We start from the raw sequence: 18419 nt of genomic DNA, 5'->3' as shown, positions 1-18419 counted from the left end.
TCGCTAGCCGACCCGTCCGGTGATGTATGCCTCCGTGCGGGTGTCGTCAGGGTTGGTGAAGATCAAGCTGGTGGGTGCGTATTCGACAAGCAGGCCGGTGCGATGGCCCATTTCGTTGGCCTGCACCGAGAAAAACGCCGTCATATCGCTGATGCGAGCCGCCTGTTGCATGTTGTGCGTCACGATGATGATCGTGTAGTCGGTCTTGAGCTCGGCGATGAGCTCTTCGATGCGGCCGGTGGCAATCGGGTCGAGCGCCGAACAGGGCTCGTCCATCAGCACCACATCGGGCTGCACCGCGATGGCCCGGGCAATGCACAGACGCTGCTGCTGGCCGCCCGACAGCCCGTAGGCGGACATCTTCAGACGATCTTTCACCTCGTCCCACAGTGCCGCCCGGGTGAGCGAACCCTCGACCACGTCGTCCAGATCGGACCGCTTGACGCCCGCAAGCCGGGGCCCGTACGCAATGTTGTCGTAGATCGACTTGGGGAACGGGTTCGGCTTCTGGAACACCATGCCGACCCGCCGCCGCACCTCCACCGGGTCGACCTCGTCCTGGTACAGGTTGACGCCGTGGTAGTTGATGGTGCCGAGCACCCGGGCGCCCTCGATGAGGTCGTTCATGCGGTTGAAGCAGCGCAGTAACGTCGACTTGCCGCAGCCCGAGGGACCGATCAACGCCGTCACCTCATGTTCGGCAACATCGAGCGTGACGTCGCGCAGCGCCCGAAAATCGGTGTAGTACACGTCGACACCGGCGCATTCGAACACGGTGTTGGCCTCGAGGCGCTGGCCGGTCATCGCCGCCGTCGCAGCACCGCTCACGTCAATGCGCGTGTGGCGTGCCGGCGGTGCCATCACTTCGGGCACTGGTACGTCGGACTCGGGGGTCATCAAGGCCTTCTCGGGATTCACAGAGTCATCGCCTGTTCGGGGAGGTCGTCAAGGAGGTTGTACTGCAACTACCACTGCTTTTCGAAGCGGTTGCGGAGGTAGATAGCGAGGCCGTTCACCGCCAGCACCAAGACCAAGATGACGACGCTGGCCGCAGCGGCGTTCATCCCCCAGTCTGCGCCGGGCAGGCGAGCGAAGTTGAAGATCTGTACCGGCAACGCCGTGTAGGGGCCGGTGAAGGTCTCGAGCATGTTGGCGTCGCCGAAGCTGAGGAAGCCCGTGGCGGCGCCGACCAGGATCAGCGGCGCTGCCTCGCCGAGGGCGCGCGCCAGTGCCAGCACCGTGCCGGTGAGGATCGTGGACAGCGCGGCCGGCAAGACCTGGCGTGAGAGCACCTCCCACTTGGTAGCTCCCACACCGTACGCGGCTTCGCGCAATGACGAGGGCACCGCCTTGAGCGCCTCGACCGAGGTGATGACGATGATCGGCAGCACCATCGCGGCCAGCGTCATGCCGCCGGCGATGACCGACTTGCCCTGTGTGAAGTCTTGGAGCGCCTTCACGAACACCGCGAGGCCCAGCAGGCCATAGACAATCGAGGGCACACCGGCCAGATTGCGGATGTTCAGCTCGACGATGCGGGCGAAGCGGGAGTCCTGGGCGTACTCGACGAGGTAGATAGCGGTGGCGACACCGATCGGCACCGCAAAGACGCCCGTGACCAGCGCCACCTGCAAGCTGCCGATGATGCCTTGCCAGATGCCGGCCTCTCCAGCCGAGCGCTGCGAGAAGCCGTGGGTCAGGAAGTACCAGAGGTTGCCCGACAGCACGTCCCAGCCGTCCACGATCATGACGGCGAGCAGCGCGGCCAAGAAGCCCGTCGCGAACACGGTGGCGCCGATGAGCAGCCACTTGAAGACGGCCCCGGTCACATCAGCACCGCGGCGGCGGCGCAATACGTCGGCTGCGTTGGTGGCGATGCCTGCGGGGGTGGTCAGTACTGCCATGTCAGGGCCTGTGCTCTCAGTACCTGTTCTGCAGCCGGCGGACGATCACGTCGCCTGCCATGTTGAGCACCAGGGTCATGACGAACAGCAGGGCGCCCAGGAAGTAGAGGCTCTGGAACGCCAGGTCGTTGCCGGCGACCTGGTCGGTGCCGAGGCCCAGCGCAGCCATGGCCGAGGTGATGGTGCCGCCCGATTCGAGAATCGACATGTTGAACAGCGAGGTGTCGCCGCCGCCCGACGCGATGGTGACCACCATGGTTTCGCCGATCGCACGGCTGAAGCCGACGATGGTGGCGGCCATCAGGCCGGACATGGCGGCTGGCAGCACCACGCGGATGGAAGTGGTGACCTTGCGGGCGCCGAGACCGGCGGAGGCCTCCCGCAGCGCCACCGGCACGGCTCGCAGCGCGTCCTCAGCGATCGAGGCGATGAGCGGGATGACCAGCAGGCCGACTGCGATCCCGGCGGCAAGCTTGTTGAAGAAGTTGATCTCGTTGAAGAAGTTGCTGAGGATCGACGGGGTGATGAAGCTGATGGCGAACACGCCGAGCACCACGCTGGGGACGCTGGCCAGCAGCTCGAGCGTGGGCTTCATGACCTTGCGCACCTTGGGGTGCGCGTACTCGGAGAGGTAGATCGCCGCGCCGAAGCCCGAGGGCACCGCCACGGCCATGGCGATGACCGAGATCTGCAGCGAGTTGACCAACAGCGTGCCGAGGTCGAACAGACCGCGGCGGGGGAACCAGCCGATGTCGGTGAGCTTGGTGAACTCCACCTGGCTGATGTAGGTCCACGCCTGCGAGGCAACTGTCCAGATGATGAGTGCGCTGACCAGCACCGTGACTGCGGCCGCGCCCATGAACAGCCAGCGGACGGTTTGCGAGCGCACCCGGCGCATCGGCGAGGTCTGAAGGTCTGCTGCGCTGAGCGTGAATCTGTCCGGCGTGGGACTCATACGGCGGGACTCATGCGATGGGACTCATGCGATGGGACTCATGCGGAGGAACTCATGCGGAGGAACTCATGCGGCGGCGTCTTTGGTTCCCGGATGTCTAGAAGTTCTTGCCCGTGGTCAGGTTGGTCCAGTTGCTGCGCGACTGCTCCAAGTCGGTCGAATTCAAGTTCACGTAGCCGGCCTCGACCACGTAGATCTGGCCCTCGTCGCTCAGCATGAAGTCGACAAATGCCTTGATAGCCGGGTCCGACGCCTGCGCGGCGTCAATGTAGGTGTAGAGGAAGCGGGCGATCGGGAATTCGGCCGAGGCGATGGTCTCGGGCGTCGGAGCGACGCAGCCGTCGCCGTCGTCGATCTCGAGCAGCTTGACCACGTCGCGGTTCTCGTCGGCGAAGGCGAAGCCGACCCAGCCCAGGCTGGAGTCGTTGCCGGCGATGCCGTCGATGATCACGTTGTCGTTGGCCGACGCGTTGTAGTCGGGACGCACGGCGAAGTTCTCGTCGGCATGACCTTCTTCGACGCGGCCTTCCCAGACGTCTTCGAGGGCGATCTCGATGAAGCTGTCGAAGGTGCCCGACTCTTCGCCGGGGGCGAAGATCTCGAGTGCGCCGCCGCTGAACGGACCGGTGCCGCCCAGCTCAGCGTTCAGGCTGTTGGCGTCGGTCCAGGAGCTGAAGCCGGTGGACTCGACGCCGACCAGGCTGTAGAGGTCTGCGAAGTTCAGGCAGTCGATGGTGTCCTTGGCCGCTGCGGTGATGACCGAGATGCCGTCGATGCCGACGCTCAGCTCGATGAACTCGATGCCGGCCTCAGCAAGGCATTCGGCTTCGGAGTCCTTGATCTGGCGCGAGCTGTTCCAGATCGGAACCTCGCCGGCGCAGGCGGCCTTGTGACCGTCACCTGAACCCGGGCCCGCCACCGAGAAGGCCACTTTCGGGTTCTTCGCCGCGAAGGCCTCAGCGAGCAGGTTGGTGATCGGCTCGACCGTGGAGGATCCGGTGACGCTGATCGATCCGCTGTTTGATGCCGCGCCGTCTTGGCCCGACGAGTCTTCGCCCGACAAGTCGTCGTCGCTCGAACTGCACCCGACAGCGAACAAAGCAAATGCAATGAGCAGGGCCACGACCAGCTTCGTGGCGCGGCGCGACGACGAGCAAGGGTCTCGCATGGCAGCGAAAGCTACGAAGACCCGGTGAAATCGACGGTGGCTGCCGGTGAACGACCAGAACGGATGCCGTGAACAACCCGTGAACGCGAGTGAGGCCTACAGATCTTCCTCGTCTTCTTCGGGCATGCCGAGGTCCCAGTGCAGCTCGTAATTCTCGCGTTCGGCGTCGCGTACGACCCGCTCGCGGTTGCGGCGGAACTGCGGATCGTGGGGCGGGAGCAACTGCAGGCGTGCGTTGGTGCGGCGGCGGAATTCCTCGACGGCCGCCTCTTCGCCGTAGATCCCCGCAATCTCCCAATGGGGCGCGACAGGCCCCAGATAGATGATGCGGATGCCGACCTCGGGCGGGAGCTGTTCTGCTTCGGTGGCGATGTCGGACACAAGCTTCCTTGGGTGTGGATCGGCGCTCGACAAGGGTACCGACGTGGTTGTGGCAAACAGGTCATGAACACCACATGAAAATTCGATGAAAGTCGGCGACCTCCGGAACCAGACGCGTGTGTATGGCGTTGGTTCTCGTGATGAGGATGTACGACGATGGCCTCGCCAGCCGGGGCCTCAACAACGGAGCTTTTCTGGTCGGTTCGATCCGGGCGGCAAGGCAGAATCCCGAATCGAGCGATCTGCCGACATTGCAGGTTGCTTCTGTCCACGAGCCAAACGGCCCTGGCTCGGAGAGCCTGGCCTCCGACTGGGTCACTCGTCGCAGCTGTGCCGATACCGACCCGAACGTCTTCTTTCCCAGCGATGGGGCCGGCGTGATCGCCGCTCAAAAGGTGTGCGCAGAGTGCCCGGTGAAAGACCCGTGTCGGGAGTACGCACTCGCCCACAACATCACCCACGGAGTGTGGGGCGGGACTTCGGAGCGGCAGCGCCGCCGGATCCTGCGGGATCGTCGTCGTGCAGGCAAGCCCGCTCGCGCCGCCTGAGCGCGAACTAGGTCAAGAGTCTTTGGGCTTGGAATCGCTCGACGAACTGCTCGACGAGCTGCCGCCAGCCGCCTTTTCCTCGTCGCTCACGCCCTCACGGAACTCGCGCTGAGCCTGGCCGAGCGAGCGCGCCAGCTTCGGCAGCTTGGCTCCCCCGAACAGCACCAGCACGATGATGAGCAGGATGAGCAGTTCGGGCGGTCCAAGCGCGATTGCCATCACGCTCGCGAGCGTACCAGCGCTCAGTCAAGCCAGTAGCCAGGCTGGCAGGCCTCGACACGTCAGCCAGCAGCGGTGCGCCTCGTCAGGGCTCGTTGGCGGCGTACTCGGCGGCGCTCTCGCTCGCTCATGCCGCCCCAGATGCCGAACTTCTCGCTGTTCCGGAGTGCGTACTCAAGGCAGTCATCGCTAACGATGCAGCCGCGGCAGACGGCCTTGGCCTCGCGGGTGCTGGCCCCGCGCTCGGGAAAGAACAAATCGGGATCGACGCCGAGGCAGTTGGCCTGATCCCACCAGTTCCCTTCTGGTGCTTCGAGCGCTTCTTCAGTTGCGAATGCCATCGTTCCTCCCGGCAGTCCCTCGACAGGTGTGCCCGACCCCGGTTGCAGCTGCAATCTCGTTGCCGAAATTCCTGACTTGTAATTACAGGTGTGTGACTTGCATTGAACCCCATGGGTGTGACATGCGCAAGCGGCAATTTCGCGCTATCCCCCTCGACGGTCTCGGCGTTCGTCGGGCATGGCGGCCGATTCGGACAGATCGACGTCGCCGATCAGGACACCGACCAGCGGAACTTCCGTAGGCGAGCGGTAGCGCACGGTGACGCGCACCAGGTCGCCGGCGGATTCTCGCTCGACGTCGAGCCGTCCCGAATCAAGCGGGGTTGCGGCGATCACCGCGCTGCGGACGGCGTTCAGCGACGGCTCCACCGCCGCAATGCGCGCGCCGACCCGGGCCGCATGTGACACCAGCACTGCGTCACGCGCGACCAAGGCCGTCTGGACGATGCACATGAGCAGCAACACCAGGAACGGCATGAGCAGGGCCAACTCGACCGTGGCCTGCCCGTGCTGGTGGCGGCCTGGGGCGCGTGGGCTCAGGAGATGGCCTTGGTGAGGTAGTTGAACACCGCATCGAGCAGGCGGCCGATCTTGCCGGTGGTGGTGGCCCAGGCCGTGACGGCCGCCACCAGCAACGCGATGGCTCCCGTGAGCAGGGCGTACTCGGCGGTGGTCTGACCGGTCTCGTCGGCTAACTCGACCGGCGTGAGCCGGTGGGTGCGGCGCACCGGCGGTGGGCGGCGCACCGGCGGTGGGCGGCGCGCCACAGCATTCAGATGGGCGGTCGGATGGGCAGTCGGATGGGCAGTTGAGAATTCCGTCATCGGAGCTCCTTGGTGGTTCTGGTTGGTTTTGGAGGCGAAGCGGGTGCCGGGCATCAGGCACCGAACGCAGCGACGAGCACTGGCACGATCGCGATCAGCCCGAGCGCCGGGAGCACGCACAGCACGAGGGGGAACAGCAGCAGCACAGGCAGGCGCCGGACCCGCCCTTCGAGGCGCCGGCGGACTTCGGAGCGCAGCTCCCGCCCGAGACGCTCCAGCTCGGGTGCCAGCGGAATGCCGGTACGCATGGAGCCGGTGACAGCAGCGGAAAAAGCCCGCGCGCGGGGCCCGCAGACGCGGCCGAACTCGTCCAGTGCTTCGTCAAGCGGCCGATGGGGCGCTGTCAGTGCGGCGAGCCAGCGGCCGGTCGGGCTCGCAGCGTCGCGGTGGGCGAGCGCGAGCTGCAGCGAGGCCATGATCGACAACCCCGACGCCAGGGCTACGTTCATGACGTCGACGATGGCTCCCAACTCTGCCGCCACGCGATCGGGGTGCGGAACGTCAACGCGGCGCGACCGCGTCAGGCGCAGCCAGCGGGACGGGTGGCTGGCGAGGGAGTCCGCCGTGATGAACGCGCCCCTGGTGTGCTGCGCCGTGGCTGCGAGCAGCATCGAGCGGCGGCGCGCCGGCTCGGGCCGGGTGATGAAGCCGCCCCAGCAGACGGCTGCAGCAGCCAACCCGCCCACGACGACGGGATTGGTGAGCACGACGCTCCTGAAGATGGGGCTGTCCGCAAGCGGGCCGACCACGAGGGCGGCGTAAAGAACTGCCGTGCTCCATACCGCAGCCAACTCGCCCGTCATCGCATCTCCCGTCATCGCATCGCCCGTGCGACCGTGGCGCGCATCCATGTCACGCCCGCCAGCTCTGCCAAGGCCGCCGCGCTGCCGCAGAACCAGCCCAGCGGTGTGGACGTGAGCACTCGGGCGGCAGCACCGCCTTCGGCCAGCAGCGCGAGCGCGACTGCCCACGGCAACGCCGCCACGACCCAGACCGAAGCGCGGGCCTGCGCTGCGTGGACGCGAGCCTCGGCGGCCATGTCGGCTCGCGCCCGGACTGTCGCAGCGACGTGGTCGAAGAGCTGCGGCTGCGCCCCCACCCGGTCCGAGGCCAGCGTCACTGCCGTCGAGAGCAGCGCCGCCTCGGACGTCTGCTCGCGTGTCGCCCATCGCTGCACGGCGCGGCTCAGCGTGACCCCACGCTCGTGCTCGTCCGAGACCTGGTCCAGCGGCAGCGACATCGGGCCATCCCCGGCGGCAGCGCGCAGCGCCTGCAGCAGTGTGTCTCCGCCACCTAGCCGGCGCGACACGGCGGCGCAGAAGTCGCCCATGTGCGCCGAACGGGATGTAACCGCCGCCCGGTCTCGACGCCGTTGCCGACGCTTGCGGAGCCACTGGCGCGCCGCCGGTGACGTGATCGCGCCCACGCATGCCAGCACCAGTACGAACAGCACGCTCAGCCGCTTCCATCACACGGCCGCAGCCACGCGCGCCGCCATGTCCAACCCAGCAGTTCGCTGCAGCGAGCCGTCGCTTCGCACCTCGTAGATGGCGGTGACCGTCCGGCGCCCCTCGGGAGCGCGACTCATGTGAATGAGGCCGTCGAGGACCGACGCGATGTGCGCGCCGACATCGCCGACCGCGCCACCGGTTCGAGCAAGCTGTTCGAGCCGCCACAGCGCATGCGCGGGATCGTCGGCGTGCAGGGTCGACACCGAGCCGCGATGGCCGGTCGTGAGGGCTTGCAACAGCGCCGCTGCTTCGGGGCCGCGCACTTCGCCGATCACCAGACGGTCGGGTCGCATCCGCAGCGCCGCTGCCACCAACTCGGCCATCGTCACCGCTCCGACCCCGTCGACGTTCGGCGGCTGGCCTTCGAGGCGCACCGTGCTGACGCCCAGCCGGGGCAGCTCCGCTGCTTCCTCGACCACAACGAGGCGCTCCCGGTCGGCGACCGTGGCCAGCAAGCTCGCCAGCAGAGAGGTCTTGCCGGTGCTGGTGGGGCCGAAGACGATCAAGTTGGCCCGTTCAGCCACAAGCCGATGCAGATATTCGACGTCTGCCGGACGTGCCAACTCGCTGAGATGGCGGATGTCGGCGGGGAAACGGCGCAGCGTGATGTACGGGCCGTCCACTGCAACCGGCGGCACGACGATGTGGCAGCGCGTGCGGTCGTCGAGCCGTACGTCCACCATGGGAAGGCGACGATCCACGCGGCGCCCCGTCGGCCCCAGCAAGTACTCGACAAGACGGTGCACCTCGGCGGCGCTGATCGAACCCAGCGTCGACAGGCGGCCGCGCCGCTCGATGACGATCGGGCCGGGGCCGTTGATCATCACCTCGTTCACCTCGTCATCGCCCCAGATCTGCGCGAGCGGGCCGATGCCCGCAAGGCGGGCCAGCACTTCGGACACGAGCTCGGCAGCGTGGTTGCGGTCGAGCAGCGGTGCCGCGGTGTCCACAGCGGCCGCGACGTCACGGGCCTCGGGCGCCGGTGCCGGCAGGAACCGTTCGTGGATCTCCTCCACAAAGGCTCTGCTCGACGGCGCCCTGCTTGCCGGATGCCGCCCGACAGCCCGCGCCATGCGATTCACAAGAACGCATCCAGGGACCGCGCCGACTTCGCGCAACGGTCGAGCAGCAGTCCCGCATCGGCCCAGCGCGAGATCGAGCGGTCGACCGCCACGACGGCATCGGCATGACGTCCCAATGCGGCTTCGATGTCGGCGAGGCCCAGCGCACGCTGCGTGTCGGTCAGCACGATCACGTCGTCAACCTCGGCCACGACGTCGCGTGCTCGGTGCAGCGCCTGGTAGCAGCAGGTCATCGTGAGCAGCCGCCGCACTCGCGGCCCCTCCACCCGGTCGAGCGCCGCCCGGCCGCGACCCGCGTCGATGATGTTGACCCGTGGCTTGGCGGCGAGCAGCGACCACAGGGTTCCGAGCCGGGCGTCGTCGATATCGCCGCTGCCGCGCGGTAACAAGCTGACCCCGGGCGCGACATCGACCGCCAGCGCCGACGCCGCGCCCAATGACAGTTCGTCTGCCGCGGTCCACTCGGCGATTCCCGGCAGATCGGGCGCTGTGCCCAGCACTACACCGAAGTCGCCGGTGAGATCGACCAGCACGACATCGCGACCGGCGCGCTTGGCACTGCTCGCAGCAAGCAGGGCCGTCACGGTATTGCCGACACCGCCCTTCGCACCCACATAGGCATAGATCATTGATGCTCCTGAAAATCAGAGAAAACACATGAAATTCATAATGAGATATGACCTTGGCCGATACCCAGGGGCGCGATCAATTGATTTTCCGACGAGCACGAGTGGGCTTGGCCGCTGGCGCGGGGCGCGAAGGTGGGCAAAGATGACCGACGGAGGTGTCTGAGCGCCTGGTGGGCTCCCCCGCCTTCAAAGCGGGCGGGACGGGCGATCCCCGTCCGGCGGGTTCGATTCCCGTCCACCTCCGCCAATCGAGCCGCGCGCCGTGTTCGGAAAATGTGTGCGTAGCATTCGCTGAGCCGATGACTTCGGCCCACCCGTCACAGAGGACGATGCACCATGAAGAAGCTGTTGCTCGCCGTGATCGTCGGCGCCCTGATTGTCATCGTGGTTCGGCGCCTCAGCGAGGCCTGAGCCAACCGCCGCGCCCTTGGGGGCGCGTGCCGCAAGAACCAGACCGTCGCCGTGAGCTAGCGCTGCCGGCTTCCCGCGCCGCCAAGACCTGCTGATCGCATTTGCAGCGTCACTGGATCGAGCACGGCCAGGCTGCCCGGCTCGCCGTTCGCTGCCAGGCCCACCACGTCGGTCAGCTCCGTCCGCCCCGTGTCGAGCAACGACAAGTGACCGATGTGCCAGTGGCCGTGCACGACCAGCCGGGCCCCGGTGCGCCGAGCTGCCGTGCGTACCTGGGCGCTGTTCGCCTCGCCGATCTGGGTATCGCCTCGGCGTGCGAACCCCGATCCCTCCCCGACGAGTTCGCGGGCGGGAACGTCGTGGCACACCAGCACGTCCAGCGGCTCGTCGCTCAACGCGTCGAGGTCTCGCCGGCTGATCGTCTCTCTCGGGAACCAACGCCAGCCCCGCTGGCGATAGTGCCAGCCGGGCGACCACGCACCGCCCAACGCGCCGAATCTCGTGCCGCGCCACGTCCAGCGTGAGCCTCGAGCAGCCCACCACAGCATGGGAGCAATCAGGATCGGTTCCGTCGGCCCCCACAGCCCGTCGGGATCGGGATCGAAGCCGCCTGGTGAGCGCTGGCTGCGGTGCGGTGCCGCCCGCGACGCCAAGTCCCCGAGGTGCTCATGATTCCCGTCAATGAAGACCCATGGCACGCCACCGCCGGCCACCGCCTCGCACATCTCGGCACTGCGTTCGTCGCCCGGGCGCCACCCCAGGTCGCCGACCTGCAGCACAACCGCGCAGCCCTCGTCGAGCGCTGCGGCCGACACCCGAGCCGCGACCTCGGCATTGCTGTGGATGTCCCCGCAGAGCAGCACCTGATGCACGGGTGCCGCTGACAGGTTGTCGAATGCTGACAGGTTGTCGAATTCAGGGACTGCTTCGGCGCTTGCCATCGACAGCGGCGTCCGGTGCCGACGCTTCCGGTGCGGAAGCTGCGCTGCCTACACCGACAGCAGGTCGCGAGCGCCCGTATCGGTGCTGGGATGGCGGAGCTTCGACATCGCCCGCGCCTCGATCTGGCGGATGCGCTCGCGGGTCAGCTGGAAATGCTCGCCCACCTCCTCGAGCGTGCGGGGCTCGCCCCGGTCGAGGCCGTAGCGCAGCTTGAGGATCTCGCGTTCGCGCTCGTCCAGCGGCGACAGCAGTCGCACGATCTCGCTGGGCAGCAGCGTGGTGGCCGCCACCTCGAACGGCGACTCGGCCGCGCGGTCCTCGACGACATCGCCGAGCTCCGCGTCGCTGTCCTCGCGCAGCGGCTCCGACAGCGACAGCGGCTCGGCAGCAAACCGCAGCGCCTCAGTGACCTTCTGCTCGGGCATGTCGACTTCGATCGCCAGCTCGCCGAGCGTGGCGGGACGGCCGTACTTCAGCTCGAGGCGGGAACGGGCCTTCTGCAGGCGCGCCAGCGTGTCGCCTGCGTGCACCGGCAGCCGGATGGTGCGGCCGGTGTTGGCAATGCCACGGGTGATCGCCTGGCGGATCCACCACGTCGCGTAGGTCGAGAACTTGAAGCCCTTGCGCCAGTCGAACTTCTCGACTGCGTGCATCAGGCCCAAGTTGCCTTCCTGGATGAGATCGAGCAGCGGCAGCCCCGACGCCTGGTACTTCTTCGCGATCGACACCACCAGCCGCAGATTCGACTGCACGAACGTGCGCTCGGCTCGTACGCCTTCGCGCTGGGTGCGCACGAGGCGGCGGCGCTGGGCGCTCGACAGCTTCGAATTGACCAAGGCGCTGTCGGACTCGAGGGAGTCCTTGGCAGCTATGCCCTTTTCGATCTGCTGGGCGAGCCGGACCTCGTCGTCCTTGTTCAGCAGGGGGTACTGGCCGATATCGGTCAGGTACAGGCGGACGAGATCTTCCTCGTCACGTTCGACCCTCTCTTTGGCCACTACGCCACCTCGCTGGTCGTCCCCCGCTACTACCAAGCCGGTAGCCGCCACAGCGTCCCCCCGGTGACGGCGCATCGTACCCACGTCCATCGCCGTTACCTCCGCGCGCAACATTCACTCGATTGATCCTTCGTTGCTGTTCTTTGACGCAGTGCGCGGTGGTTCGGTTCCGTGCGCCCAAATGGTGTCTTCGCCCCGGTGGTGGGGTTGGGGGGTGGGCGTAGGGTTTGGCCTATGGCTCGGGTGCGTTTGGGGTTGGCGCAGTTGAACCTTCGGCTGGGGGACCTTGACGGGAACGCCGAGATGGTTCTGGCGGCCTACGAGGAGGCTGTGGAGCTGGGCGCGCAGCTGGTGGTGTTCAGCGAGCTGACGGTGACTGGGTACCCGCCCGAGGACCTGTTGCTCAAGCCGGCATTCGTGGAGGGCGCTGCACGGGCGCTGGAGCGGATCGCTGGGGGCACCGGGAAGGTGCCTGCGGTGGTGGGCTTCCCTGAGGACAGCGGGCGGGCCGGGCCGGTGCGGTTGTGGAACTCCGCAGCGATGTGCTGGGACGGCGAGGTGCGCGGCGTGTTTCGCAAGCATCTGCTGCCCAACTACTCGGTGTTCGACGAGCAGCGCTACTTCGTGCCCGGCACCGAGGCGGGACCATTGCTGGAGATCGGCGATGTCCGCGTCGGCGTGTCGGTGTGCGAAGACCTTTGGGGGCCGCCGCGGACTGCTGACGCCGCCGCCGACGACGGTGGGCTGCCCTCGATCATCGGGGGCGAGGCCGACACCAGTCCGGCGGTCGCGCAAGTTGCCATGGGCGCGCAGCTGTTGGTGAACCTGAACGGGTCGCCGTACCGGCGCGGCAAGCAAACCGACCGGGAGGCAGTCGCTCGGACCCGTGCCTCGGCGCTTGGCGTTCCGGTCGTCTATGTCAACCAGGTGGGCGGGCAGGACGAGCTGGTCTTCGACGGCAGCTCGTTCGTGACCGGCGCGGACGGCAGCGTCGTGTGCCGGCTTCCTGCCTTCGCCGATCAGGTCGCCGTCTGCGATCTGGACATCGGAGACGCCCAGCGTTCCCCATCGACCGGCGAAGGTGCGGCACAAAGCGTGCTGACGCCGCCGCTCGACCCGCTGGAGGAGGTGTGGCTGGCGCTGGTGGTTGCGACCCGCGATTACGTCCGCAAGAACGGCTTCACCGACGTGGCCGTCGGACTGTCCGGCGGCATCGACTCGAGCGCTGTCGCAGCCATCGCCACCGACGCACTCGGCCCCGAACACGTCCACGGCGTCTCCATGCCGTCGCGCTATTCGAGCGCAGGATCTCGCACGGACGCCGCCCAGCTCGCCGCCAACCTGGGCATCGACTTCAGAACCGTGCCGATCGAGCCCGCGCACGCAGCCCTGGCCGGAATGCTCGAGGGCGCCAACCCCGGCGACAACAGTTCGGCTGCCGACCGAGCTGCTGACGTCGGCTCAACCGCCGACCGGGCAGCCGCAGACCTCACCGATCAGAACCTTCAGAGCCGCATCCGCGGCGTCCTGCTCATGGCGCTGTCGAATCGGTTCGGCTGGCTCGTGCTGACCACCGGCAACAAGACCGAGACGTCCGTCGGCTACACGACGCTGTACGGGGACACCGCCGGCGCGTACGCCGTCATCTCCGACGTGCCCAAGCTGGTGGTGTACGAGCTGTGCGGGTGGCGCAACCGCCAGGGCGACGGCGAACGCATCCCGCAGGCCTGCGTGACCAAGCCGCCGTCAGCGGAGCTGCGGCCCGACCAGCGCGATGACCAGAGCCTGCCGCCCTACGAACTGCTGGACCCCCTGGTGGAGGCCTATGTGGAAGGCGACCTCAGCGCGGCCGAGTTGATTGACGTTGCCGAAGAGCTCAGTGCCGACGCCGAGCTCGTGCACCGCGTGACGCGGCTCGTCGACATCGCCGAGTACAAGCGCCGTCAGTCGCCGCCCGGTCCTCGCATCACAGCGAAGAGCTTCGGCAAGGATCGGCGCATGCCGATCACGAACTTCTACCGCTAGGGCGTCAGGTCAGGCGAGGACTTCGCCGATGGTCTGGCTCAGCAGCGCAGTCACCACGTAGGGATCGGCGTTGGCGTTTGGCCGACGATCCTCGATGTAGCCCTTGCCTTCCTGATGGACCTGCCAGGGGATGCGCACCGAGGCGCCACGGTCGGACACGCCGTAGCTGAACGTGTCGTAGCGCTCGGTCTCATGCTCGCCGGTCAGGCGCAGCTCGATGCCGTGGCCGTAGCCGACGATGTGCTCCGCGGGCTTGCCGGGGGCGCCCAGCGACTCGGCCGCTTTCACCACTGCCTCGTAGTTCTCGCGCATGGCCTTGGTGGACACGTTGGTGTGCATGCCGGCGCCGTTCCAGTCACCCTGCATGGGCTTGGCGGCGAGGCTGATCTCGATCTGGTGCTCCTCACCGGCGCGGTACAGCAGGTAGCGGGCCAGCCAGATCTCATCGCCCACGGTGAGGGCGTCGACCGGGCCGATCTGGAACTCCCACTGCCCGGGCATGACCTCGGCGTTGGTGCCCGAGATGGCCAGGCCCGCGTCCATGCACCAAGTGGTGTGCTGCTCGACCACATCGCGGCCGTGGATGCGCAGCGCACCGACACCGCAGTAGTAGGGCCCCTGGGGACCGGGGAAGCCGTTGGGCGGGAAGCCCGAGGGCCACTTCGTGACCGGATCGAGCATGGTGTATTCCTGCTCGAGCCCGAACCAGAAGTCCTGATCGCCGTACTTGTCGAGGATTGCCCGCAGCTTGGCCCGCATGTTGGTGGGGTGCGGCTCCAACGTCTCGGGCAGGAGGGTCTCGCACATCACCATGATGTCGTTGCCGCCGCGCAGCGGATCGGGACAGGTGTAGACGGGCTGCAGCACGACGTCGGAGTCGCTTCCTTCAGCCTGGTTCGTACTGGAACCGTCAAATCCCCAGATGCCCGGCTCTTCGCCGTCGGCAAGGACCTTCGTCTTGGAACGCACTTCGACCGTGGGCTCGGTGCCGTCGGTCCAGATGTACTCAGCCCGGTAGGTCACAGCATGCTCCTTCGCTGAATCGGATGTGAACTGAATCGGATGTGAACCAGGGTGGATCGGGTGTGGCCGGTGAGCCTGCGCGCAGCTGGCTCGGTCGGCGGCTGACACCAATATCCGTGCGCACGATACAAACGAGCCAGGGTTTCCGGGCCATTGCTCAATTGTGAACAACGCGTGAAGCTGGCTCTGGTGCCTGGTTTTGGCCTCATATCACCGCCGACAATGGGGGCTCAGCCACTGGGACCCTGCCGGTCCTCCACCGAGGACTTTGCGACCCACTGAGCCGAACCGGAAGGGGAAGGCCGCCATGGAACGACCGCAGGACTACGTGCTGCGCCGCGTCACCGAACGGGGCGTGCGACTGATCCGTCTTTGGTTCACCGACGTGGCCGGGCAGCTGAAGTCATTCGCCATCTCGCCCGCAGAGCTGGAAACGGCCTTCGAGCAGGGCATGGTGTTCGACGGGTCATCCATCGAAGGCTTCAGCAGGATCGCTGAGGCCGACATGGTGGCCCAGCCCGATCCGGAGACGTTCGAGCTCATGCCGTCGCGGACCAGCGACGATGTCTCGGCCCGCATGTTCTGCGACATCACCGCTGCCGACGGCACGCCGTTCAGCGGCGACCCGCGCGGCGTGCTGCGACGGGTCATGGACCGGGCGCGCGCCGCCGGTTACACGTTCTATGTCGCACCCGAGATGGAGTACTTCCTGTTCGAGCCCGAACGAGCCGACGGGCGCCCCGTGCCTCTGGACGGGGGCAGCTACTTCGACCTGACCACCGCCGACATCGCGTCGGACATCAGGCATCGCACGCTGAGTGCGCTCGAGGCGATGGGCATACCCGTCGAGTACTCGTTCCACGAGGACGCGCCGTCCCAGCACGAGATCGACCTCCGCTACGCCGATGCGCTCACCATGTCCGACAGCGTGATGACATTCCGGCTGCTGGTGCGCGAGATCGCTTTCGAGCACGGCGTGCATGCCACGTTCATGCCCAAGCCGCTGGCTGGGGTGCAGGGCTCGGGGATGCACACCCACCTGTCGCTGTTCTCCGAGGGGCGCAACGCCTTCAGCGACCCCAGCAGTGCGGACGGGCTGTCCGACGTGGCGCGGGGCTTCGTGGCGGGGTTGCTGGCCCACGCACGCGAGATCACCGCCGTCACGAACCAGCTCGTCAACAGCTACAAGCGGCTGATTGCGGGGTACGAGGCGCCGGTGGGGATCTCGTGGGCCCGCAGCAACCGGGCGGCGCTCATCCGGGTGCCGCCGACACGCAACGAGGCGGAGGAGGCGACGCGGGTCGAATACCGGGCGCCGGACCCCGCGTGCAACCCGTACCTGGCGTTCGCCGTCATCTTGGCCGCGGGGCTGAAGGGCATTGAAGAGGGGTACGAACTGCCGCCCGAGACGCCCCCGTCGATCACCGGCTACAGCGACCACGGCGGACCGGCCTACGGGCACAACCTGCCGGCCTCGCTGGACGAGGCGCTCGACGAGATGGAAGGCAGCACGCTCGTGGCCGAAACGCTGGGCCAGCACCTGTTTCGCTGGTTCTTGCGCAACAAACGGCGAGAATGGTCGGCGTACCAGACCCAGGTGACCCAATTCGAATTGGACAACTACTTCGCCGCTGTGTGAACTGTTGAGTGACCATGTACGCCGTCCACCCCGCCTCCGTGAGCGCCGAGCTAGCGCAGTTCCTGGATCTGGGCGGCTACGCCTGGAAGCCGGTGGCCAGTGCGGCCGACGTGACGGCGGCCGCGCCGTCGGATGGTTGGACCGGAGCGATCATCCGGCTCGACAGCGGAATCGTGGACGGCGGGGGTGGCACCGATGCTGCCTGGGCGGTGGCGCGGGCTCTGCGTGAGAACGCGTCGGCCACGCTGGGAGTGCTGGTGCTGGTGCGCGGAAACGCGCTTGACGAATTGACAATGCGCGACGAGCTGTTTGACGACTTCTGCCTGGACCCGTTCCACCCGCGCGAGCTGGAGGCTCGCCTGGCGCACTTGGCAGCCGCATCGAGTGGCCCCTCGACCGAGATCATCACCTACGGGTCGCTGCGCATCAATCTCGACACCTACGAAGCGGTGGTGGACGAGCGTCCGCTCGACCTCACCTACATGGAGTACGAGTTGCTGCGCTTCCTGGCTTCTCAGCCGGGGCGGGTGTTCACGCGTGAAGCGCTGCTGAACCAAGTGTGGGGATACGAGTACTACGGCGGTGCCCGCACGGTGGATGTTCATGTGCGGCGGCTGCGAGCCAAGCTGGGCGAGGAGAACGCCAACCTGATCCAGACCGTGCGATCGGTCGGCTACCGGCTCGGTACTTACCGCTGGCGCTAGCTGGCTAGAAGTTTGTTTCGACGAGGGAGCTGCCTTCGTGGCGGGCTTCAGCGTCGTCTCCGAGGAGCTTGCCCAACAGGGCAGCTACGGCGGCCAGTGAGATCGTGATGATGAACGGGCTCAGCAGAAGCACGATCACGATGAGGATGCCGCCGAACATGGGCCGCAGCGTAGTAGGTGGGCGGGCCGGGGCAGGGGGCTATTCGGGCAGGTGCGCGATGGCTTCGATCTCGACTTCGGCACCGAGCGGCAGCGCTGCCACGCCGATGGCGCTGCGGGCCGGGCGATGCTCGCCGAAAGCCTCGGCGTAGATCGAGTTGACCAGCGAGAAGTTGCCGATGTCGGTCATGAAAACCAGGCATTTGACGACATCGTTGAGCGTGCCTCCGGCCTCGGCGAGGGCTTCTTCGACGTTTGCAAGAACGGCGCGGGCCTGGGCCTCGACGCCATCGACGAGCGCGCCGTCCTGCAGGCCGATCTGGCCTGAGACGAACACGAAGTCGCCGGCTCGGTACCACTTCGAATAGTGAGCGATAGGTGCAGCCATCGGTATGCCTTCGTTCTGCGGTGATCAGCTCAGGAGATGCTGCCGGCGTTGGACGTGATGTGATCGAGCGTGATGAAGACCGCCAGGCGACGCTGGCGGGCCATCACCCGGTCGTACTCGTCCCAGTCCTCGTGGTTGCCGCCGGCTGAGCGGAACACCTCCCGCAGCAGCTCGGGAATGTCGGCGTCGGTGACGCCGTCGGCGGGATCGTCCAAGCCGATCAGCTGCGCGTTGCCGTGGACAGCCACCCAATCCCAGCGGTGGCGGAACGCGACCGCTGCCCGGGGGTCTTCGCGCAGCAATCGAGCCTTGCGAGCCTTGCCCGCCACCACGCAGGCGACGCTGGTCTCGCCGGTCACTGGGTTGTCCATGACCCCGGCGTTGATAATGGACACGTGCGGGTTACCGCTCGCGTCGAGACAGACGAAGCTGCAGAGTCCGTCCTCGGCTGCGCTGAGGCGGCGGAGCTTGTCAATTGCTGATTCAGCCATCGCCGGGTGACGCTAGCGCGGCGCTGTCGCGTCCGGTGGGGAGGTGGGGCGGGGCTCCTGCGCTGAGCCAGGTGGCA

23 protein-coding genes and 1 tRNA gene are annotated in these 18419 nt (G+C 67.0%); 5 read left to right on the top strand and 19 right to left on the bottom strand.

What is annotated here, in order from left to right:
* Window positions 1–3 precede the first annotated feature (3 nt).
* The 5 genes from pstB to ACPXYO_RS02705 form a co-directional block, all read right to left on the bottom strand.
* Window positions 4–861 carry a phosphate ABC transporter ATP-binding protein PstB gene (gene pstB / locus ACPXYO_RS02725; protein ID WP_423918644.1) on the bottom strand — a complete coding sequence of 286 codons (858 nt, stop codon included), beginning with the start codon at window positions 859–861 and terminating at the stop codon, window positions 4–6.
* Window positions 862–965: 104 nt separating this feature from the next.
* Window positions 966–1904, bottom strand: a complete 939-nt coding sequence (gene pstA / locus ACPXYO_RS02720; RefSeq protein WP_423916442.1) for a phosphate ABC transporter permease PstA — start codon at window positions 1902–1904, stop codon at window positions 966–968.
* A 16-nt stretch (window positions 1905–1920) separates the two neighbouring features.
* The gene (pstC, locus tag ACPXYO_RS02715; RefSeq protein WP_423916440.1) at window positions 1921–2859 is read right to left on the bottom strand and encodes a phosphate ABC transporter permease subunit PstC; all 939 of its coding nucleotides are present in this window, start codon (window positions 2857–2859) and stop codon (window positions 1921–1923) included.
* A gap of 97 nt (window positions 2860–2956) precedes the next feature.
* Window positions 2957–4027, bottom strand: a complete 1071-nt coding sequence (locus ACPXYO_RS02710; protein ID WP_423916438.1) for a substrate-binding domain-containing protein — start codon at window positions 4025–4027, stop codon at window positions 2957–2959.
* A 96-nt stretch (window positions 4028–4123) separates the two neighbouring features.
* Window positions 4124–4408 (bottom strand): hypothetical protein, encoded by a 285-nt coding sequence (locus tag ACPXYO_RS02705; RefSeq protein ID WP_419551500.1) that lies wholly within the window; start codon window positions 4406–4408, stop codon window positions 4124–4126.
* Between the two features lie 122 nt (window positions 4409–4530).
* Between ACPXYO_RS02705 and ACPXYO_RS02700 the strand changes: the two genes are divergently transcribed.
* On the top strand, window positions 4531–4956 hold the full coding sequence (locus tag ACPXYO_RS02700) for a WhiB family transcriptional regulator (RefSeq protein WP_423916436.1): 426 nt from the start codon (window positions 4531–4533) through the stop codon (window positions 4954–4956).
* Window positions 4957–4968: 12 nt separating this feature from the next.
* On the opposite strand, the gene ACPXYO_RS02695 is transcribed toward ACPXYO_RS02700, so the two are convergent.
* The 8 genes from ACPXYO_RS02695 to ACPXYO_RS02660 form a co-directional block, all read right to left on the bottom strand.
* Complete coding sequence (locus ACPXYO_RS02695) at window positions 4969–5175, bottom strand: Sec-independent protein translocase subunit TatA/TatB (RefSeq protein WP_420627114.1); 207 nt, start codon at window positions 5173–5175, stop codon at window positions 4969–4971.
* A 62-nt stretch (window positions 5176–5237) separates the two neighbouring features.
* Window positions 5238–5516, bottom strand: coding sequence for a WhiB family transcriptional regulator (locus ACPXYO_RS02690; protein ID WP_423916434.1), 279 nt, complete (start codon window positions 5514–5516; stop codon window positions 5238–5240).
* 144 nt (window positions 5517–5660) lie between these two features.
* Window positions 5661–6056 (bottom strand): TadE family type IV pilus minor pilin, encoded by a 396-nt coding sequence (locus ACPXYO_RS02685; protein WP_423918642.1) that lies wholly within the window; start codon window positions 6054–6056, stop codon window positions 5661–5663.
* A complete protein-coding gene (locus ACPXYO_RS02680) occupies window positions 6053–6340 on the bottom strand; it encodes a hypothetical protein (protein WP_423918757.1) in 288 nt (95 codons plus the stop codon). The genes ACPXYO_RS02685 and ACPXYO_RS02680 overlap by 4 nt, the downstream gene beginning before the upstream one ends.
* Before the next feature lie 53 nt (window positions 6341–6393).
* A complete protein-coding gene (locus ACPXYO_RS02675) occupies window positions 6394–7143 on the bottom strand; it encodes a type II secretion system F family protein (protein WP_423916432.1) in 750 nt (249 codons plus the stop codon).
* 11 nt (window positions 7144–7154) lie between these two features.
* Window positions 7155–7793 carry a type II secretion system F family protein gene (locus ACPXYO_RS02670; RefSeq protein ID WP_423916430.1) on the bottom strand — a complete coding sequence of 213 codons (639 nt, stop codon included), beginning with the start codon at window positions 7791–7793 and terminating at the stop codon, window positions 7155–7157.
* Window positions 7794–7808: 15 nt separating this feature from the next.
* Window positions 7809–8867, bottom strand: coding sequence for a CpaF family protein (locus ACPXYO_RS02665; protein WP_423916428.1), 1059 nt, complete (start codon window positions 8865–8867; stop codon window positions 7809–7811).
* Window positions 8868–8929: 62 nt separating this feature from the next.
* Window positions 8930–9562, bottom strand: a complete 633-nt coding sequence (locus ACPXYO_RS02660) for a hypothetical protein (RefSeq protein ID WP_423916426.1) — start codon at window positions 9560–9562, stop codon at window positions 8930–8932.
* Window positions 9563–9713: 151 nt separating this feature from the next.
* Between ACPXYO_RS02660 and ACPXYO_RS02655 the strand changes: the two genes are divergently transcribed.
* Window positions 9714–9809, top strand: a tRNA-Sec gene (locus ACPXYO_RS02655).
* Between the two features lie 220 nt (window positions 9810–10029).
* On the opposite strand, the gene ACPXYO_RS02650 is transcribed toward ACPXYO_RS02655, so the two are convergent.
* Window positions 10030–10914: a metallophosphoesterase family protein gene (locus ACPXYO_RS02650; protein WP_423916424.1), complete on the bottom strand. Its 885-nt coding sequence runs from the start codon at window positions 10912–10914 to the stop codon at window positions 10030–10032.
* A gap of 48 nt (window positions 10915–10962) precedes the next feature.
* A complete protein-coding gene (locus ACPXYO_RS02645) occupies window positions 10963–12003 on the bottom strand; it encodes a sigma-70 family RNA polymerase sigma factor (RefSeq protein WP_423916422.1) in 1041 nt (346 codons plus the stop codon).
* Window positions 12004–12147: 144 nt separating this feature from the next.
* Here ACPXYO_RS02645 and ACPXYO_RS02640 point away from each other — a divergent pair, with 144 nt between their 5' ends.
* Window positions 12148–13938 (top strand): NAD+ synthase, encoded by a 1791-nt coding sequence (locus ACPXYO_RS02640; protein WP_423916421.1) that lies wholly within the window; start codon window positions 12148–12150, stop codon window positions 13936–13938.
* Window positions 13939–13947: 9 nt separating this feature from the next.
* Here ACPXYO_RS02640 and glnII read toward each other — a convergent pair whose 3' ends face one another.
* Window positions 13948–14961 (bottom strand): glutamine synthetase GlnII, encoded by a 1014-nt coding sequence (gene glnII, locus ACPXYO_RS02635; RefSeq protein ID WP_423916419.1) that lies wholly within the window; start codon window positions 14959–14961, stop codon window positions 13948–13950.
* Between the two features lie 307 nt (window positions 14962–15268).
* Between glnII and ACPXYO_RS02630 the strand changes: the two genes are divergently transcribed.
* A complete protein-coding gene (locus tag ACPXYO_RS02630; protein WP_423916418.1) occupies window positions 15269–16600 on the top strand; it encodes a glutamine synthetase family protein in 1332 nt (443 codons plus the stop codon).
* A gap of 38 nt (window positions 16601–16638) precedes the next feature.
* A complete protein-coding gene (locus tag ACPXYO_RS02625; RefSeq protein WP_423916416.1) occupies window positions 16639–17304 on the top strand; it encodes a winged helix-turn-helix domain-containing protein in 666 nt (221 codons plus the stop codon).
* Window positions 17305–17308: 4 nt separating this feature from the next.
* Here ACPXYO_RS02625 and ACPXYO_RS02620 read toward each other — a convergent pair whose 3' ends face one another.
* Genes ACPXYO_RS02620 through ACPXYO_RS02610 form a run of 3 tightly spaced genes read right to left on the bottom strand, consistent with a single transcriptional unit; the run spans window position 17309 to window position 18342 of the window.
* Entirely contained in the window at window positions 17309–17464 is a 156-nt protein-coding gene (locus ACPXYO_RS02620; RefSeq protein WP_419551486.1) for a hypothetical protein, read from the bottom strand.
* Between the two features lie 39 nt (window positions 17465–17503).
* Window positions 17504–17851, bottom strand: a complete 348-nt coding sequence (locus ACPXYO_RS02615; protein WP_419551485.1) for a RidA family protein — start codon at window positions 17849–17851, stop codon at window positions 17504–17506.
* 29 nt (window positions 17852–17880) lie between these two features.
* A complete protein-coding gene (locus tag ACPXYO_RS02610; protein WP_423916413.1) occupies window positions 17881–18342 on the bottom strand; it encodes a pyridoxamine 5'-phosphate oxidase family protein in 462 nt (153 codons plus the stop codon).
* Window positions 18343–18419 lie beyond the last annotated feature (77 nt).

Origin of the sequence: Candidatus Poriferisodalis sp., from assembly GCF_965237655.1 — a bacterium.
Lineage (GTDB): Bacteria > Actinomycetota > Acidimicrobiia > Acidimicrobiales > Poriferisodalaceae > Poriferisodalis.
This window is presented reverse-complemented; position numbering and strand designations above follow the sequence as displayed.

Coding starts and splice junctions, on each gene's coding strand:
- ACPXYO_RS02695 (WP_420627114.1), bottom strand. CDS start 5,175: ATGGCAATCGCGCTTGGACCGCCCGAACTGCTCATCCTGCTCATCATC.
- ACPXYO_RS02615 (WP_419551485.1), bottom strand. CDS start 17,851: ATGGCTGCACCTATCGCTCACTATTCGAAGTGGTACCGAGCCGGCGAC.
- pstC (WP_423916440.1), bottom strand. CDS start 2,859: ATGAGTCCCACGCCGGACAGATTCACGCTCAGCGCAGCAGACCTTCAG.
- ACPXYO_RS02620 (WP_419551486.1), bottom strand. CDS start 17,464: ATGTTCGGCGGCATCCTCATCGTGATCGTGCTTCTGCTGAGCCCGTTC.
- ACPXYO_RS02650 (WP_423916424.1), bottom strand. CDS start 10,914: ATGGCAAGCGCCGAAGCAGTCCCTGAATTCGACAACCTGTCAGCATTC.
- pstB (WP_423918644.1), bottom strand. CDS start 861: ATGGCACCGCCGGCACGCCACACGCGCATTGACGTGAGCGGTGCTGCG.
- ACPXYO_RS02700 (WP_423916436.1), top strand. CDS start 4,531: ATGGCGTTGGTTCTCGTGATGAGGATGTACGACGATGGCCTCGCCAGC.
- ACPXYO_RS02630 (WP_423916418.1), top strand. CDS start 15,269: ATGGAACGACCGCAGGACTACGTGCTGCGCCGCGTCACCGAACGGGGC.
- pstA (WP_423916442.1), bottom strand. CDS start 1,904: ATGGCAGTACTGACCACCCCCGCAGGCATCGCCACCAACGCAGCCGAC.
- ACPXYO_RS02680 (WP_423918757.1), bottom strand. CDS start 6,340: ATGACGGAATTCTCAACTGCCCATCCGACTGCCCATCCGACCGCCCAT.
- ACPXYO_RS02660 (WP_423916426.1), bottom strand. CDS start 9,562: ATGATCTATGCCTATGTGGGTGCGAAGGGCGGTGTCGGCAATACCGTG.
- ACPXYO_RS02610 (WP_423916413.1), bottom strand. CDS start 18,342: ATGGCTGAATCAGCAATTGACAAGCTCCGCCGCCTCAGCGCAGCCGAG.
- ACPXYO_RS02640 (WP_423916421.1), top strand. CDS start 12,148: ATGGCTCGGGTGCGTTTGGGGTTGGCGCAGTTGAACCTTCGGCTGGGG.
- ACPXYO_RS02710 (WP_423916438.1), bottom strand. CDS start 4,027: ATGCGAGACCCTTGCTCGTCGTCGCGCCGCGCCACGAAGCTGGTCGTG.
- ACPXYO_RS02645 (WP_423916422.1), bottom strand. CDS start 12,003: ATGGACGTGGGTACGATGCGCCGTCACCGGGGGGACGCTGTGGCGGCT.
- ACPXYO_RS02675 (WP_423916432.1), bottom strand. CDS start 7,143: ATGACGGGCGAGTTGGCTGCGGTATGGAGCACGGCAGTTCTTTACGCC.
- ACPXYO_RS02690 (WP_423916434.1), bottom strand. CDS start 5,516: ATGGCATTCGCAACTGAAGAAGCGCTCGAAGCACCAGAAGGGAACTGG.